The sequence below is a fragment of the Methanobrevibacter smithii ATCC 35061 genome (genome assembly GCF_000016525.1).
Classification (GTDB): Archaea; Methanobacteriota; Methanobacteria; order Methanobacteriales; family Methanobacteriaceae; genus Methanocatella; species Methanocatella smithii.
Genome location: NC_009515.1, coordinates 1584268 through 1602406, shown reverse-complemented (window position 1 = coordinate 1602406; position 18139 = coordinate 1584268). Strand labels below are relative to the sequence as shown.

Genomic DNA, 18139 nt, shown 5'->3' with positions numbered 1-18139 from the left:
TAACCGATTAACATTTATAAAATATAAATGACAAATATTTTTAAAGCAAATAAAAAAGTGATTTTAATGGTTAAATGTTTAATGGTTCAGGGAACATCATCAAATGCAGGAAAAAGTATGCTTGTAGCTGCATTATGTAGAATATATAAAAACAGAGGCTATAACGTAGCTCCTTTTAAATCTCAAAATATGTCTTTAAATTCATATACAACTAAAGAAAACGGAGAAATAGGAATAGCTCAAATGTTGCAAGCAGAAGCTGCAATGGTTGAACCAAGTGTACATATGAACCCTATTCTTTTAAAACCAAAAGGTGATTTTACATCCAATGTAATTATTCAGGGAAAATCCATCGGAGATATGAATTTCTACCAGTATCAGCATGACTATCACAACACGGCTTTTGAAGCTATTCAGGAAAGTTTCAATATTTTAAAAGAAAAATACGATATTATAATCATTGAAGGAGCAGGATCACCTGCAGAAATTAATATGCGTAAAGAAGACCTTGCCAATATGGAAATTGCACATATGGCTGATGCAAATGTTATTTTAATAGCTGATATTGAAATGGGTGGTGTTTTTGCAGCTATTGCCGGAACATATGTGCTTTTAGATGACTATGACAGATCCAGACTGAAAGCTACTGTCATCAATAAGTTTAGAGGAAATTTGGATATTTTGAAACCTGGACTTGACAGAATTGAAGAAATCACCGAAGCTCCGGTTTTAGGTGTTCTTCCTTATGATGAAACATTAAAACTGCCTGAAGAAGACTCAGCATCCCTAACAACCCACATATTTGATGAAAATAAGGATATTATTATTGGAGTTATAAGGCTTCCTAAAATCTCCAATTTTACAGACATTGATCCTTTTGAGTTTGAAGAGGATGTTGGAATTAAAATGATTAATCCCAATGATGAAATTGGAAATGTTGATGCTATAATCATTCCCGGAACACGTAATTCAACCAAAGATGCAAAAGAACTCTTTGACAGCGGACTTGCAAGTAAAATAATAGCCAAATCCGATGAAATCCCAGTTGTTGGAATCTGTGGAGGATATCAAATCCTTGGAAATATAATTTATGATGAAAATAAAAAAGAATCTGATGTTGGAACTATTGAAGGGTTAAAATTATTGGATATTGAGTCAAAATTCCAGCATACCGAAAAAATTGTAACACAGTCTGAAGCAGTTATACCTCAAAAAGAGGATTTGTCCGGAATAGCTGGTGAAATATTTGCAAAGATTGCTGGAGAGAAAGTAACCGGTTATGAAATCCATGAAGGTACATCACACCTGAATTCAAGTAAAGATGTATGCCCATTATTAAATGTTCAAAAAGGACAGGGAAATAATGATGAAGGTGACTTTGACGGAGCATGTAATGGAAATGTCTTTGGAACATACTTCCATGGAATATTCCACAATTACAATTTCAGACGTGAATTTTTAAATTATCTAAGAGTCAAAAAAGGTCTTGAAGCAAAATATGGTGAAGACCCTTACGAAACACAAAAAGATTACTCATTAAATAAATTAGCACAAATTGTTGAAGAAAATATAGATATGGAAATTATTGACGAACTTCTTTTTTCATAATATAATAAACATAGCTATAATCACCACTATTATTTCCATAAACTTCAATTTCCTTTTTAAAATCTTTTTTAAAGTCATTATCATCTAATGTTCGAAGATTGCTTTCTAAATTAGCATAATAATCTTCAAAATCACTTTTCGGTAAAATAAAATAATCTATAAACTCATAACCTTCATCTTTTATTAGAGCTATTTTATTTTCAATAATGTCTATTTCCGAATAATGTGTTTTCCAAAACTTTTTAGATTCTTTTGAAGGCTTTTGAATCCATGATAGCTCAGAAACAACCAGATAACCATTTTGCTTTAAAACACGTTTCCAACTTTTAAGTGCTTTAGCAAGACCCATGATATATGCTGAAGCTTCACTAAAAACAATGTCAAATTCGCAGTTCGGATAATCCAGGTCATTCATATCCATCTGACAGGTGTAAACCCTGTTATCCAAATCATTGTCAGCTATTTTTTCATCCAAAACTTTCAGATAATGTGGAAATAAATCAATAGCCTCAATTGTTGAATTTTTAAAATAATCAGCCAATAATAAAGTTGAAGCTCCCACACCACAGCCAATATCCAAAATAGTTAATTGCGAATCTTTATTAAAATCAATATAGCCAATAGCTTTTAAAGTAGACTTATCACTTCCAGGAGCTAATCTGTCCATATCCTTAAAAGCAGCATAAAAATAAAGTGGAATATCCATAAAAATCAATAAAAGAGAAATGAGTCTCTTTTAAATAAAAAAAAGTGAAATTAAATCTATTAGATTGATTCAATTTCAATGTCAAAAGTCATAGCTTTTATATTAGCTTTTTCACCAGCTTTTTTAATGGTAAATATTGGTGAGTCATTTAACATTAAATTGTTGTTAATTTCTCTCATTTTGTTGTTTAATACTTCTTTAGGATGGAAGAATTTACCTTCAGCTTCGTCAAAGTATTTGAAACTGTCAACAGATTCTCCTTCTAATTCATATTCGAATTTTTCACTTGGGTTTTTAGTATTTACTGCTGTTATTTTAAATTTCATTTTTATACTCTCTCCAAAAATATGTCTAATTAATATATTGTACTTTAAAGTATTTAAAAAGAGAAGATGACTGTCTACTCAAGATCTCTTCCAAATATATGTACTGCTGCAGTACCTCCAGTACCACCTATATTGTGAGTCATACCTATTTCTGCACCATCAACTTGACGTTTGCCTGCGTCTCCTCTAAGTTGCCATACAACTTCAGCAGCTTGAGCAATACCTGTTGCTCCAAGAGGGTGTCCACGAGCTTTTAAACCTCCAGATGGGTTAATTGGGAAATCACCGTCGATTTCTGTTTGACCTTCTTCAATAGCTATTCCACCTTTACCTTTTTCAGCAAATCCTAAGTCTTCTACAGCTAAAAGACCGTTAATTGAGAAACAGTCGTGAACTTCTGCAAGGTCAATGTCTTTAGTAGTAACTCCTGCCATTTCATATGCTTTTCTGGAAGCTACTTTAGTTGAATCAATAGTGGTTAAGTCTTTTCTGTTATGTAATGCAATAGTTCCGGAAGCCTGTGCAGATGCTCTTACATAAATTGGAGTGTCAGTGTATTTTTTAGCATCTTCTGCAGGAACCATAACAACAGCTGCTGCTCCGTCAGAAACTGGAGAACAGTCTAAAAGTGTTAAAGGATCAGCTACCATAGTAGAGTTAATTACTTTATCCACACTAATTTCAAATGGGAATTGTGCATTTGGATTGTTTTTAGCATTTTTATGGTTTACTACTGAAAATTGAGCTAATTGTTCCCTTGTAGTTCCATATTCATACATGTGTCTTTTTGCAATCATCGCATATAATGACGGGAAAGTAGCCCCTTGTTGTGCTTCCCATTCTTGATCAGATGCAGTAGCAATAGCTGGAGTAGCATCTACAACATCAGTCATTTTTTCAACACCTGCAGAAATTACAACATCATGGAAACCTGATGCAACTGCCATAATTCCCTGTCTTAAAGCAAGCCCCCCAGATGCACATGCTGCTTCTACCCTTGTAGTTGGGATTGGATTAAGACCCATGTGATCAGAAATAAGTGCAGCAATATGTTCTTGGTCTACAAATAAACCTGAAGACATATTTCCAACATACATTGCTTCAATATCGTCTCCTTCAACTTCAGCATCCATAACAGCTTTTACACCTGCTTCAGCGATTAAATCTCTAAAAGATGAATCCCACAATTCACCGAATTTAGTTTGTGAAACTCCTATAATTGCAACATCTCTCATAATTACACCTACATTTTAATTTTGCCTTTAAATTTAGCATAAACAGCATAATCAACATATTGTTTTCTATCAATGATGTCTTGTGTTTTTGGAGCTAAATCTCTTTTTTCTTTAATTTCTTCATTAACTGTTAAGGTAAATCCGTCACTACCTGCACCTGATCCGTATGAAACAACAAATATTTTATCTCCCGGTTCTGCAACATCTAAAATATTAGATAAAGCTAATGGAACTGCACCAGAATAGGTGTTTCCAATATTTGGAGTTAAAAGACCTTGTTTGATTTGTTCACTAGTAAATCCAAGTTTTTTACCTGCCCTTAAGTAAAATTTACCGTTAGGCTGGTGGAAACAAGCATAATCATAATCTTCAGGTTTTGAATCAGTTTTTTCAAATAAACCTTTTGCAGCACTTAACACATGTTTGAAGTATGCAGGTTCTCCAGTGAAACGGCCACCATGAGATGGATAGTCTTGTCCTTCTCTTCTATAAAAATCAGGAGTATCAGTAGTAAAACTGTATGTTTCTTCAATATCAGCAAGAGTGTTATCTTTACCAATAATATATGCTGCACCTCCAGCAGATGCAGTATATTCCAATGCATCTCCAGGTGCACCTTGAGAAGTATCAGCACCAATAGCTAATCCATACTCAATCATATCGGAATCCACAAGCCCCATAGTCATTTGAATTCCAGCAGTTCCAGCTTTACAAGCAAATTCTAAATCAGCAGCAGTCAAATCAGGAGTAGCATTTATAGCTTCTGCAACAATAGTTGCAGATGGTTTTACTGCATAAGGATGTGATTCAGAACCAACATAAATCGCCCCTATTTTTTGTGGGTCAATCTGAGCTCTTGCTAGAGCATATCTAGCAGCAGTTACTGCAATAGTAGCAGTATCTTCATCAGCAGAAGGTACGGATTTTTCGTTTACAACTAAACCCCTTGATAAAGCAACAGGATCATCTCCCCACACTTTAGCAATTTCTTCCACTTTTATTCTATATGACGGCACATATGCCCCATATCCAACAATTCCTACCATAGAATCACCAAGATTTTTTTAATTTATAAATTAGTTAGAAAACTAACTTTAGTAATTTAATCTTTATAAAAAGTATTATATAAAAGTAACTAAAAAAACTAATCAGTATAATAAGAATTAAGAAAAAAATAAGAAAATTAGATAAAACAAATGCAGTTGCCGGGATTCGAACCCGGGTTGTAGGCTTGGAAGGCCCAAGTAATAACCAGACTATACCACAACTGCATAAATGCGGCGTCCGGGATTTGAACCCGGGTCTCTAACGTGGCAGGCTAGAGTCTTAACCAGGCTGGACTAACACCGCATAACAGACAACAATTATACTTTTGTTTTGATAGTATATAAAGTTTTTGGTAAAACTATTTTCCAACAATTCGTTTAAAAATCAGTTTATCCTGATCATCAAATGTTTTAGTAAGAATAATAGCTATTAAATAAACTACAACTCCTACAGGAATAGCTAACCATAAATTAAGATTAAGAATATGTAAAACAACACCCATAACACTTGCACAAAGTACAACTTTTAAAATATCAACCAGAAGATGTCTGTCAGGAAGCTGATTAATTTTATAAATGGTGTATAATTCCAAAGCTAAAATTAAAATCTCACTAATTACAGTAGCTACTGAAGCACCGTAAACTGAGAAATGAGGTATTAAAATAAAATTCAAGGCAACATTAAACAAAGCAGCCAAACAATAAATTTTAGTAACTGCAGTTTCTCTGTGGGATGCATTTAAAATCATGGAACATGCTCCATTAATAAATAAGAAGCAAACAGTCCAAATAAGGATTTTTAAAACTTCTCCTGCTTCCGCATACTGATTACCATAACATAATGAAATTACATCTCCCCCATAGAAAAAAGTAGCAATAGCTATAGGAATAGTAACCATAGACAGATACTTGATGGATTTGACAAAACTAAACTGCAGTAAATTTCCGTCCTGTTTAAACAGTTTGCTCATAACCGGGAAAATAACAGAAGTGTAAATTGTATAAAACAGAGTTAAAACATTGATTAACTTATAAGATGAATTATAAAGCCCTGTTGCATAGGTATTTGCAAACTGGGTAATCATAACCATGTCAATTGAATAATAAATCATATAAAATAAGCTAGTCAATGCAAAAGGAAGGCCTCCAATAACTAACTTTTTACAAAAAGCCTTATCAAACAACGGTTTTGGAACAATAATCTTTTTAGATAAAGCCAAAGTCGCATAAACTAAACCGATTAAATTAGCTGCAATATATGCTAAAGTAATTCCCCATAACCCATAATTTGTAAATGTAACAGCTACAATGAATATAAATGTTAAAACATTAAGCAAAGTATTTGTAATAGCCTGATACTTCATCATTTCGTGAGCCTGGAATGAAGAATACATTGCAGTTTGAAATGACTTAATTACATTTTCCACAGCAAACAAGAAACAGATTACAACAGTATAATTATCCCAGCCCAATATAAATAAAGCCAGTGATACCACTGCCAGGTAAAATACCGCCAATATTAATTTAATACCAATAGCATTTCCCAAATATTTCTTTTCAGAGTCAAAATCTGTAGAAATGGATCTGACAATATAGGTAGTAACTCCCAAATCGGCACAAACACCAAAAATAGTTGCAAAAGAAGTAGCTGTACCTAAAAGACCATAATCAGATACACCTAAATAACGAGCAGTTAAAATAGTCCAAACAAAAGCACAGACACTAGTTATGATTTGAGAAAACATTAACCAACTCATATTTGCAAAAACAGTTCTTACCCTACTCATAATACTAAACTCACAAATTACTAGGATTAATATATATCAGTTTTCTATATTAAGCTTTACCTAAAATCTGTTTAATTATAAGTTTATCCTCGTTATCAAAGAATTTTATAAGAGTAATAACTATTAAGTAAACTATAACACCAACAGGAATAGCTAACCATAATGACATGTTAACCAGGTAAAATACTCCGCCCATGACAGCAGACGCAATAATTATCTTAATCAAATCAAAAATCAAATGCCTGTCAGGAAGCTGATTTATTTTACTAATCATATACATTTCTAAAATTAAAATTAAAACATCAGTCATTACTGTTGCAAATGCTGCTCCGTGTGCTGAGAAATAAGGTATTAAACATAAATTTAATCCTGCATTGAACACTGCAGCTAAAGAATAAATCTTTGTAACGGAAGTTTCCTTATGAGATGCATTTAAAATCATGGAACATGCACCGTTAACGAATAAGAAACAGACAGTCCACACCAATATTTTTAAAACACTGTCTGCATCAGCATACTGATTACCATAACAAAGATAAATCACATCCCCCGCATAGAAAAAGGTAGCTACAGCTATTGGAATAGTAATCATAGACAAATATTTAATTGATTTGACAAAGCTAAGGCGCAACATGTCTTTTCCCTGTTTAAACAGCTTGCTCATAACCGGGAAAATAACAGCTGAATAAATTGTATAAAACAATGTTAAAACATTAATTAGCTTGTAGGTAGAATTATAAAGCCCTGTTGCATAGGTAGTTGAAAACTGAGTAATCATAACCATGTCAATTGAATAATACAATGTATAAAACAGTGTAGTTAAAGCAAAAGGAATTCCCGCAATTATCAGTTTCTTAAAAAATTTCAAATCAAACAATAATTTCGGAACTATAATATGCTTTGTCAGGGCAGCTATACAATAAATCAAACCGATTAAATTAGCTGCAATGTATGCAAAGGTGATTCCAAGCAAACCGAAATCAGTAAAGCAAATCATTACAATAAATACCAAAGTCAAAACATTAAGTAAGGTATTGGTAATTGCCTGATATTTCATCTGTTCGTGAGCCTGAAATGAAGCAAAAAGCAAATTATAAAATGATTTAATTAAACTTTCAATTGCAAATAGGAAAGTTATTAAAATAGTAAAATTATCCCATCCCAGCAAATAGGAAATAAAAATAACCACTGCCAAATAGAGTACAGACAGTATTAATTTAAGGGACAGTGCATTTCCCAAATACTCCGCCTCTACATTATAATCCACCGAAATGGATCTTGTAATATATGTAGTGACTCCCAAATCAGCAACAACAATTACAATAACAGAAAAAGAAGTTGCTGTTCCTAAAATACCATAGTCAGATACCCCAAGGTAACGTGCAGTTAAAATAGTCCAAACAAAAGCACAAACACTGGTAATGATTTGGGAAATCATCAGCCAGCTCATATTTGCAAATATTGTTCGAACCTTATTCATAATTTTAAACCTTAGGAGTATTTGAAAAATGATATTATATTGTTTTTAATAGTTAAGCTTTTCTTGCAGTTACACAAATCCACTCATTTTCATCCTGAATAAATGCCTGAAAATCTTTAAAACCTGCTTTTTCAAGTGCTGATTTCAAAACATCTTCAGAATAAATTTTCATATCCAACAATTCTATTAAATCTTCATATTTATCCATTTTACCTTCTCTGTAAACTGCTTCGTTACAGAAAAATACCAAACCGTCTTTTTTAAGAACCCTGTTTACTTCTTTTAAGTCATTTATAAAATCCGGCCAGAAATAAATTGTTTCAAAACCTGTTACAATGTCAAAGCTTTCATCTTCAAAGGGCATTTCAGATACAGATCCCTGTAAGACTTTAACTTTGCCATCATCTATGGCCTGTTTATTTAAATCAGTGGATTTTTCAACACTTACTTCAGAGTAATCAATTCCAACAACACATCCGTCTTTACCTATTTGTTTAGCGAAGCGTTCAAGATTTTTCCCTCCGCCACATCCGATATCAAGGATTTTATCTGTTTCATCAATGTTAAAATGACTGACTCCCCATCTGGCCATTGTTTCATGAGATTTATTCATCCTGTCAAGTATTTCATGACCTAATTTTCCTTCAGGTTTTCTTGCATTTTTAATAAGTTTTTTATCTTCCATATTGTTGCCAGTATTTACTTTATCAGACATATTATGTTTTCCTCCTTATTTTTTCATTCCTTTACGTGTTTTAATAGCCTGTCCTGTTTGGAAATCGTTGATTTCACAGGCCCCAAGTAATGCCTTACCATAAGCAAGCAACTTGTCCTCTTCATTTACAATTAAAACTTCATCCTTAGCTCTTATATCCTCATCACATTCCACGACGAATTTGGCAAAAACGCTTTTTCCTTCAAGTGAAAATGGTTCTGAGTCCTTATTTACTACAACTCTGTTTTTAGGATATTGTGTAGCTGCATGGAGTCTTTTTGCACCTTCTTTTGAAAGGATTAAAAAGCTGTCAGAAGCTCTCATATTTACAATTAATGTTTTTCCGTCATAAATATGTCTTATCTTACCTGTTTTTTTACTTTTTTCAATTTTTATATTACCTGCAAATAAAGCATCACCTGCTCCGACACCAAACTGATAGTCAGCTATTGCCTTAACCTTTTTAAGGTCATCTTTTGCATATCTGATTTCATCAGACTGTGAATGAATATTATATAATCCAATATCCAATTTTTTAATAACATTGGAGTGAATTAAGACCTGATCATAGTATTCTACAAATTCTGAGATAAAGTCCTCAATAAATTCCAGACTGCTTACATCCCAGGTTCTTGGAGATTCATTTTGACTTAATGGATATATTTCATCAATTTCAAGAGGAATAAGACCGAACGGAATATCCAATACCATAAAATCAGTATTGTTCAAATCCAATTCCTGTTCACTTCCATAAACATAAAAGTTTCCAAGCTTACTTGAAACATATTTGCTGTAAGGTTTACGTGAAGGAGGCAATATTACCAAATCACGTTTTCTGGGCATTGCCCTTAGCTTTTGAATATGCCTTAAAACTTCACTTCTGTATAATGATTCTGAACCTGTGTAGAAAAATGCTGATTTTTTACTTCTCGGATCATATTTTTCCAAATCTTTGCTGTAGTTGCCTAATTGGCGAAGAGCTTCAAGCAGATTAGGGTGTGCTCTGCAGCGTTCTTCAACAAGTTCCATTAATGAACCTTCATAAATAGCCTGCCTAATTAATCTTAACTCAGCAAATGAAACATTTAAGTTATGCTGAGCTATTAAATCTCTTCTTTTTTCTTTAGGCATAGCCCTTAAGTCATCCGGAGTGTAGTTGCAGCAAACTTCACATGAACATGGCATTTCCTGTAAGTTTTCAAGTTTGTAAGTTCCTCTTACAGACAATAAACGGTCATCTTCAGCATATAATATATAAGCTGCTGAATCAAACAAATCACATCCCATAGCTACAGCCAAGGCAAAAATCATCGGATGGCCTGCACCCATCAAGTGACGGGGCTTACTGTCCGGAAGATGTGCTACACTGTTCATTACAACATCAACAAGCTCCTTATAATGATATGATTCCATTAACGGAACTACTGCACCTATAGGATACAAATCCGCATCTAATTTAGTCAGTTCATCTGCACATTTTCTTCTTAAATCAGGAAAAGTTGAACCTTGAACTACAGAATTCAATTTCATTTCCATATTTTGGGAATTTCTGTAATCAACAGCTTCCTTAGCCCTTTCCAAAGTAACTTCCAAATCTGCTTCAGCCTTTTCACGGGTTACAAAAGGTGCTGTTGGAATATCCAAACTAGTTCCAATGTCTGTTTTAATCAATTCCTGAAACTCAATAACCTCTTTATTTGTAATATCAACATCACCGTAAACAGACAGTTGGAACGAACCTGAATCCGTCATAATCGGACCGTCAAAATTAATTAACTTATGAAGCCCTATTTCTGCAGCTTTCTTTTTTAAATCCTCATCTTTGTAAATTAAATAAGCATTGGTAATAACTATATCTGCCCCATATTTTTTAACATCAATAGTTTGTTTACGAGGATGGATAACTGGCATTAAATTAGGGGTTTTTACATCACCAGAGTTAGTTTTCAAAACACCAACTCTGCCTCTATTATCTTTAGCTTTAATCTCAAACATTTAATTAACCTTATTTTATTAGTTAAAATAAAATTTAAATTAGAAATTATATAAATTTTCCTCATTTTTAAAATAAAAATTGAAGTAAAAAAATAAAAAAGATTAAATTCCGGAAAATTTCTCTAAAACCGGAACTTTACTCATCAGTCTAATAAAAATATTACAGATTATAAAAACAGCAATACATTCTAAAACTATAGTCAGTGCAGCATTTCCCATAACATTAAATGAAAGAATTTTATCGAAAATGTTAATAAATAAAACATTAGCTAAATAAACTCCATAACTTCCAATACTGCAAAAAACAAAAGCATTATTAACTGATTTAGAATATTTTTCACAATCTGTGTTTAATACTATTATAAACATTCCAATAGCTTGAAGACAGGCATTTGGAGTTACATCACCTAAATTAAAAAATAATAAAGACTGTCCACCAATCGCCATAGAAGACAATACTGTTCCTAAAAATGACAACAATGTTCCTGCTACAAACAGTACCAGTCCGAAGTTTTTATTTTTTAAAACAGATTTTTGTTTAATGTATAAATAATATCCCAATATAAAATAACCGATACTTCCTGTGAAATATTTTAAATAATCATATAATAAAAAATCAACATTTGAAAATCCTACAAAGGAAATCAAAGCCCATACAATTAAAAAATACTCAATTTCATAAATTTCGGCATTATGCAGCCATGTAGTAATAATCGGTGAAAATATATACAACCCTACAATCATGTAAACAAACCAAAACTCGATTGAAACAATAGTTGGGTCTAAAAATGCCTGAATTAAAAAGTATCCAAATTGAATTAAATCAAATGAATGATAAATCATTGCAAATTTAGCAATTACATAGACTACTAGCCAAAAAATAAAAGGAATTAAAACCCTTTTAATTCTTCTAGGAACAGATGAAATTGGTTGGTCTTTTCTTAAAATAAGAAATCCTGAAACCATGATAAATAAAGGAACACCGAATCTGGAAAGTGATTCAAAAAATACTCCACAGTACCAATTTGGCTGAAACACAAAATCCGGCATCAAATATTTCGAAGAACAGTGCAATAACAATACCGCAAGTATTGCAATAGTCTTAAGCCAATCCACATTATATATACGATTTTTACCAACATCAAAATTGAAAAATTCCAAAAAAAGTCACCACATAATATTGTATCATGACAGTATTTAAAATTATAGTAATCTGAATTTAAATTATATCAAACCTGACATATCATAAATAATATCAGTAATAATTATCTTTTTTAAAGTATCATATTCTTGTAATGATTTATAAAACCGATTTTTACTTTTTCTAATAGATTTATATTAGTCAAAAATTAATTATTTAAATAGATTAAAATGAGTTATGAAAAAAATGCCAGAGTAATCAATGATGATATTTTTGATTTAGTCAACAGCTGTTTTGAAAAAGAAAGAAGTAGTGGAAATATTAATTCAAGATGTAATTTTTTTGATGGAAACAAGGATTATTTTGTTTTAACTGATGACGGATCATATTCCATTAATTCAAAGGAAATAAATCACAAAGTTGAAACACTTCATACATCTACAGGTGCAATAAGTGAATCATTTGAGAAATTTATCAAACCTATGAAATTCAACTACGATGAAGATCTAGCTATTTTAGATATCTGTGCAGGACTTGGATACAATTCATCTGCTGCAATAGCCGATTTTATTAAAAATAGCTCAGATTCCAGTTTACAAATTGATATGGTTGAAATTTCAAAAGCTACTCTTGCATGCGGTCTTTTAGTTCCCTCACCAATTCCGGAACATGACATTACCAAAAAAGCTATTGAAAATGAATTAATAAAACAGGATTATGCCGGCATTAGCTATGAAAAATGCAAAATTCCTGAAAATATTGACATCAATGTTTATATTGAAGATGCAAGACAAACTGTTCAAAATTTGGAAGACAACTATTATGATGCAATATTTTTAGACCCATTCAGTCAAAATATGGCTCCTGAATTATTTTCTCTGGATTTCTTCAGGGAGTTCAGACGTGTAATTAAAGACAGAGGTATCATAGCTACTTATACTTCTTCTGCACCAGTCAGGGCAGGTTTTATAGAAGCTGGATTTTATGTTGGTCAGGGACCTATTTTCGGAAGAAAACAGGGAGGAACCCTAGCCAGTCCAAATCCAGAAGTTCTTGATAAATCCCTTCCAAAAAACGATGAAATCAGAATAGCTTTATCTGATGTAGGCATTCCATTTAGAGACCCTAATCTAAACAACAGCAGTGATTTTATTTTAGATAAACGGGCAGAAGTCAGACATGATGCAAGACACAACACCAAAATATCCTCTGCTGTCAAAACACCGATTTTTCTAACTAAAAATATGGAAGATGAAAAATTAAAAAGACGTGTTGAGCGTAATTTAGCTAAAATGAACATTCCATCAACTACTTCCAAAGAAGCCTTTTATATTTTAGAATGTGAGGAAAATTATACTGAAAAACAAGACTTGAAAAACAATTCAAGAACTAGAATACTAGACATGACTGAAAAATTAGAAAAAGTAAAAAATGGAGATTATAATGCCGAATAAGGCATTTGTCCATTTTTTAATATGTATGCTTCATCCTTCGATGAACTGACAGTAGAAATAACTTTTATCAGATTTTTAGAACCGCCACCATGGTTTTTACCATCAATAACAGAGAAATCTGCATCACATTTAGCACAGAATATATGACCTTCTGCACTTCCTGACTCTTTTAAACCAGTAGCTGGGAAAACACCCCAGTTTGCTGTTTCACTGCCTGCCCAAAATATTCCCCAGTAAAGTCTGTCACTTCTGCAGCATGGACATATTCTTTCAAATACTGATTTGTATAATGTATAACCATATTTGCTTAATTCACCAGCAGCTGAAGGTCTTCCGATAGCCATAATATATTTTCCATCAGGAGATACACCGTAAATGCTGTAGTATTTAATAAAAGCAGGATCTTCCATTACATAAATCGTATTGAATATTTCCTCTCCTGAATTCAAGTTCTTGGAAAGTACTGCATGATTACCCTTTGATAAAGAAACATTCAAAGTAGCAACACCTCCATCATCAGTTTGAACAATGTATTCAACACCATCAATTGTTATTGATACATTTCTTGCACCGTCATGAGTTTTAAGTACAAATACTCCACTTTTATTCTCAATTAATGAAATATCCTCTGCTGAAATAGTAGTCAATACTTTAATAATATTTGCTTTTTCTTCACCGTTTAAATGAATTGCAGTTAAAATATACTCTCCAGGAAATAGGTCAATATTCAATCTGGCCATACCATTATCATCAGTCTGCTTTTTATAAAAAACACCATTAATATTAAAAATAACACTGGCATTAACCAAAGGACTGCCACAACCATCCAAAAACTTAGCACAATACTGAGTACCATTCCTAAAAAACTTAACAATGTCGTCTCCATGAATAGTAGACAGTACAGTAATATTATATCCATACATCAAACCGTCAGGATGCATAGCAGTTAAAATATACTTTCCCGGAAAGAGGTTGATATTCAGCCTAGCTACACCTTCATAATCAGTCTGTTTTTTGTAAAGCACACCGTTAATATTAAAAGTAACACTGGCATTAACCAAAGGACTGCCACAACCATCCAAAAACTTAGCACAATACTGAGTACCATTCCTAAAAAACTTAACAACATCATTAGCCAGAATAGTAGACAGTACAGTGATATTACTTCCATACATCAAAGCGTCAGGATGCATAGCAGTTAAAATATACACACCAGGGCGCAAATTAATATTCAATTTGGCCATACCATTATCATCAGTCTGCTTTTTATAAAAAACACCATTAATATTAAAAATAACACTGGCATTAACCAAAGGACTGCCACAACCATCCAAAAACTTAGCACAATACTGAGTACCATTCCTAAAAAACTTAACAACATCATTAGCCTGAATAGTAGACAATACTTCAATATTATTGGTCTTGGTAGCTAATCCGTCTGTATAATGATAAAATGTAGTTATTGTGTAATTTCCAGGATTTAAGTTAATCCCTATGAAAGCTTTACCGTTTACCAATTCTTTTGTGTAATTCACACCATTAACATTGAAAATTACTTTAGAATCATTATTTTGAGAATTTATAAGTTTACCATCCTGATATATAGATACTTCATACCGGCTTCCGTTTTTATAATACATTGAAAGGTCTTCACCATAAATAACCGGTTCTCGAGTATATTCGGATTTAGAATAAGTTACATTATTTATATCATCAATCCCCGATGGAGGATCAACATCCAAATCACTTGTTTCAACATCGTCATCAAATGACACCACATTACCAACATCTGAAGCCGCACCAACTGCAGATACAGACAACATGAAACAAAGTGTTATTAAAAATATCTTCATTTTATTGCCAAACATAAGTCCACCTCTTATGAATCAAGAAATATTTTTTTCTTGTGTGTATATTGTTTTTATCTTTTCTTATAAAAAGCTTTTGAATTTCAAAATAAGCTCAAATAAAGTTAAAATAGCTAAAATAAGCAATTTAAAGCTTAAAAAAAATATAGATAATTGTAAGTATTTAAAAATTGTTAATAAGTTATAATTAAAAATCACAGGAGAATTTTCCTAAGGTATTTAGTCAAATAAAGCTACGAGAGCCAAATAAATTAATAAGCTTAAAGTAAAATTAATCTGAAGGCTTATTTTAATAATCAACAATAGTTAATCCATTATTTTAATAAACAGCAATTAATTAACTATCTAAATTAAAATATGATAAAAATTAAACTTAAAATTATCTAAAAAACAATGAATTATTATGTTTAAATCAGATTCCAAAATACTGCAATCCAAATTATAAAAAACACACAAATAAACTGCAAAATTAGATTATCCCAAATATTTAAATTAATTAAACCAAACAAAATAGTTAAATTAAGTTTCAAAAACAGATTTTGGAAAAACTGCTTTTCAAGGAAGTATTAGAATAATGCAAAAGAAAGTCAATTAAATAAGAGTATTGCAAAATAAATAGTAAAATAATAGCTATTTAATTAATATAATTAATAGCTAATTCAAAAACATATTTTTTAATCATCTACAAGTAGAAGTTCTGAATAGGAATATAAAATATCTTTAACTCCGGAGTTCGGATTTTCAAATTTAGATAAGCAAAGTATGACACCATCATCAAAATCAATACTTTCACCTAACTCCAAATCTCTTAAATCGTTTAAATCCATTGCTTTAGAATATTCTTCTTTTAGAGCTTTAACTTCAGGGTCGGTTTCATTAACCCATTCCTGATTGAAATATAAAAATAAATATGGAGTTTCGTTAAATTCCAAAGCAAAAATAGCTTTAGATTCTTCTCCATCAAGTTTAAAAATTGAAATCATAAATCTCACTCCACTGTTACACATTTAGCTAAGTTTTTAGGCTTATCAGGATCCAAACCTTTTTCAACAGCCACATAATATGCCAGCAATTGTAATGGCACTATATAAACTAAAGGTGCAATAACTTCATTAACATCACTGTCTATAGTAAACAAATCATCAGACTTTAGTTTTAGTCTTTCATCATTCTTAGAACCGATAGCTAAAATATCTGCACCACGGGATTTAACTTCTTCCAAATTACTCATTGTTTTTCTGTGGTTTTCTCCAGGAGGCAGTATTACAACAACAGGAATTCCCTCATCAATAAGTGCAAGTGGCCCATGTTTAAGTTCACCTGCAGCATAACCTTCACCATGAATATAGGTAATTTCTTTAAGTTTTAAAGCTCCTTCCAAAGCTATAGGATAAGAATATCCTCTTCCAATAAAGAAAAAGTCACGGGCAAACTTATATTTTTTAGACATTGTCTTAATTGAATCAACTTCTTTCAGTAGCTCCTCAATGAAATCAGGGACCTTGTAGATATCTTCAAGCAATTTTTCATCTTTAGCTATTAATGCTGCAAATAAATAAATAGCAGTCAATTGACTTACATAAGTTTTGGTTGCAGCAACTCCAATCTCAGGACCTGCCTGAGTTTGTATCACATAATCAGCACGCCTTGTAATAGCTGAACCTGCTACATTAACTACACCTAAAGTTTTGGATGTTTCATTAGCTAAATCCAGTGCCTTAAGACTGTCTGCTGTTTCACCTGATTGGGATATGAAAATAACTAAAGTATCTTCGTTTAATGTATTTGCAGAGTATTTAAATTCAGAAGCTAAAATAACATCAGTCGGAATACCTGCCAAAGATTCTAAAAGATATTTACCAGTTATAGAAGCATGGAAAGATGTACCACATGCTACAAAACAGATTCTTGAAATATCTCCCAAATCATCAATAATTTCCTGAATATTATCCCTTTCAGTTAAAGTGTTTCTAACTGCTGTAGCCTGTTCATTGATTTCTTTAATCATGAAATAGTCATAACCTTCCTTTTCAGCCATTTCAGGAGTCCAGTCAATAGTTTCAATTTCTTTTTCTATAACATTGTCAAATTCATCCTTGACCACTATTTCATTTTCATCAATAATGACCAGTTCCCCTTTTTCAGGATAGATTATGTCTCTTGCATATTCCAGTATAGCCGGAGAATCAGAAGCTAGGTAATATCCGTCTTCACCAATACCGACAATTAAAGGACTGTCTTTACGGGTAGCTATTATTTTATCAGGTTCATTTTTACTAACAGCAGCTATTGCATAAGCTCCGTGAATTATTCCGATTGTTTCACGTACAGCATCTTCCAAATCAAATCCTTTGTCCATATATTTTTCTATTAAATGAGGAATAACCTCAGTATCAGTATCTGATTTAAATACATGGCCTTCTTCTTCAAGCTGAGATTTAATATCCAAATAATTTTCAATAATACCATTGTGAACTACAGCTACTGATTCATTTTCATCAGTATGAGGATGAGCATTAATTTTATTTGGATCACCATGAGTAGCCCAGCGAACATGTGCAATACCATAATGACCAGGCATATCAGCCAAATCTAATTTAGAATCAACCTCTTTAATTTCCCCCTTATCTTTTTTAATGTTAATACCATCACTAACTGTAGCGATACCTATTGAATCATAACCTCTATATTCCAATTTAGATATACAATCTAAAAGAACAGGAGCTGCATTTTTATTGTTTTTTAATATGCAACCTACAATCCCACACATTGTTACAC

General features: G+C 32.1%; 14 protein-coding genes and 2 tRNA genes. 2 read left to right on the top strand and 14 right to left on the bottom strand.

From position 1 onward, the window contains the following. Positions 1-27: 27 nt before the first annotated feature. Positions 28-1608: a cobyric acid synthase CobQ gene (gene cobQ, locus MSM_RS07845; protein ID WP_011954595.1), complete on the top strand. Its 1581-nt coding sequence runs from the start codon at positions 28-30 to the stop codon at positions 1606-1608. On the opposite strand, the gene MSM_RS07840 is transcribed toward cobQ, so the two are convergent. The 11 genes from MSM_RS07840 to MSM_RS07790 all read right to left on the bottom strand — a co-directional run bounded on the left by MSM_RS07840 (position 1583) and on the right by MSM_RS07790 (position 12059). Then, complete coding sequence (locus MSM_RS07840; protein WP_011954594.1) at positions 1583-2314, bottom strand: class I SAM-dependent methyltransferase; 732 nt, start codon at positions 2312-2314, stop codon at positions 1583-1585. The genes cobQ and MSM_RS07840 overlap by 26 nt on opposite strands. Positions 2315-2373: 59 nt before the next feature. Continuing rightward, on the bottom strand, positions 2374-2640 hold the full coding sequence (locus MSM_RS07835; RefSeq protein WP_004033516.1) for a hypothetical protein: 267 nt from the start codon (positions 2638-2640) through the stop codon (positions 2374-2376). Positions 2641-2714: 74 nt separating this feature from the next. After that, on the bottom strand, positions 2715-3875 hold the full coding sequence (locus tag MSM_RS07830; RefSeq protein ID WP_004033515.1) for a thiolase domain-containing protein: 1161 nt from the start codon (positions 3873-3875) through the stop codon (positions 2715-2717). A gap of 8 nt (positions 3876-3883) precedes the next feature. Further along, positions 3884-4921: a hydroxymethylglutaryl-CoA synthase gene (locus MSM_RS07825; protein WP_004035269.1), complete on the bottom strand. Its 1038-nt coding sequence runs from the start codon at positions 4919-4921 to the stop codon at positions 3884-3886. Between the two features lie 151 nt (positions 4922-5072). Further along, positions 5073-5146 (bottom strand) — tRNA-Gly (locus MSM_RS07820). Positions 5147-5151: 5 nt separating this feature from the next. Continuing rightward, a tRNA-Gly gene (locus MSM_RS07815) sits at positions 5152-5225 on the bottom strand. A 55-nt stretch (positions 5226-5280) separates the two neighbouring features. Continuing rightward, the gene (locus tag MSM_RS07810; protein ID WP_004033513.1) at positions 5281-6708 is read right to left on the bottom strand and encodes a flippase; all 1428 of its coding nucleotides are present in this window, start codon (positions 6706-6708) and stop codon (positions 5281-5283) included. A gap of 49 nt (positions 6709-6757) precedes the next feature. Further along, positions 6758-8188, bottom strand: coding sequence for a flippase (locus MSM_RS07805; protein WP_011954593.1), 1431 nt, complete (start codon positions 8186-8188; stop codon positions 6758-6760). A gap of 52 nt (positions 8189-8240) precedes the next feature. Further along, positions 8241-8903, bottom strand: a complete 663-nt coding sequence (locus MSM_RS07800) for a class I SAM-dependent methyltransferase (protein ID WP_004035273.1) — start codon at positions 8901-8903, stop codon at positions 8241-8243. A gap of 15 nt (positions 8904-8918) precedes the next feature. After that, positions 8919-10898, bottom strand: a complete 1980-nt coding sequence (tgtA, locus tag MSM_RS07795) for a tRNA guanosine(15) transglycosylase TgtA (RefSeq protein ID WP_011954592.1) — start codon at positions 10896-10898, stop codon at positions 8919-8921. 102 nt (positions 10899-11000) lie between these two features. Continuing rightward, entirely contained in the window at positions 11001-12059 is a 1059-nt protein-coding gene (locus MSM_RS07790) for an acyltransferase (protein WP_004033498.1), read from the bottom strand. A gap of 210 nt (positions 12060-12269) precedes the next feature. Between MSM_RS07790 and MSM_RS07785 the strand changes: the two genes are divergently transcribed. Next, positions 12270-13493 carry an MnmC family methyltransferase gene (locus MSM_RS07785; protein WP_011954591.1) on the top strand — a complete coding sequence of 408 codons (1224 nt, stop codon included), beginning with the start codon at positions 12270-12272 and terminating at the stop codon, positions 13491-13493. On the opposite strand, the gene MSM_RS07780 is transcribed toward MSM_RS07785, so the two are convergent. From MSM_RS07780 to glmS, 3 genes are all read right to left on the bottom strand, one after another. Next, the gene (locus MSM_RS07780) at positions 13478-15361 is read right to left on the bottom strand and encodes an adhesin (protein ID WP_233417976.1); all 1884 of its coding nucleotides are present in this window, start codon (positions 15359-15361) and stop codon (positions 13478-13480) included. The two genes, MSM_RS07785 and MSM_RS07780, sit on opposite strands and share 16 nt — an antisense overlap. A gap of 674 nt (positions 15362-16035) precedes the next feature. Beyond that, complete coding sequence (locus MSM_RS07770; RefSeq protein ID WP_011954589.1) at positions 16036-16344, bottom strand: hypothetical protein; 309 nt, start codon at positions 16342-16344, stop codon at positions 16036-16038. Between the two features lie 5 nt (positions 16345-16349). Continuing rightward, positions 16350-18131, bottom strand: a complete 1782-nt coding sequence (gene glmS, locus MSM_RS07765; protein WP_011954588.1) for a glutamine--fructose-6-phosphate transaminase (isomerizing) — start codon at positions 18129-18131, stop codon at positions 16350-16352. Between the last annotated feature and the right edge of the window lie 8 nt (positions 18132-18139).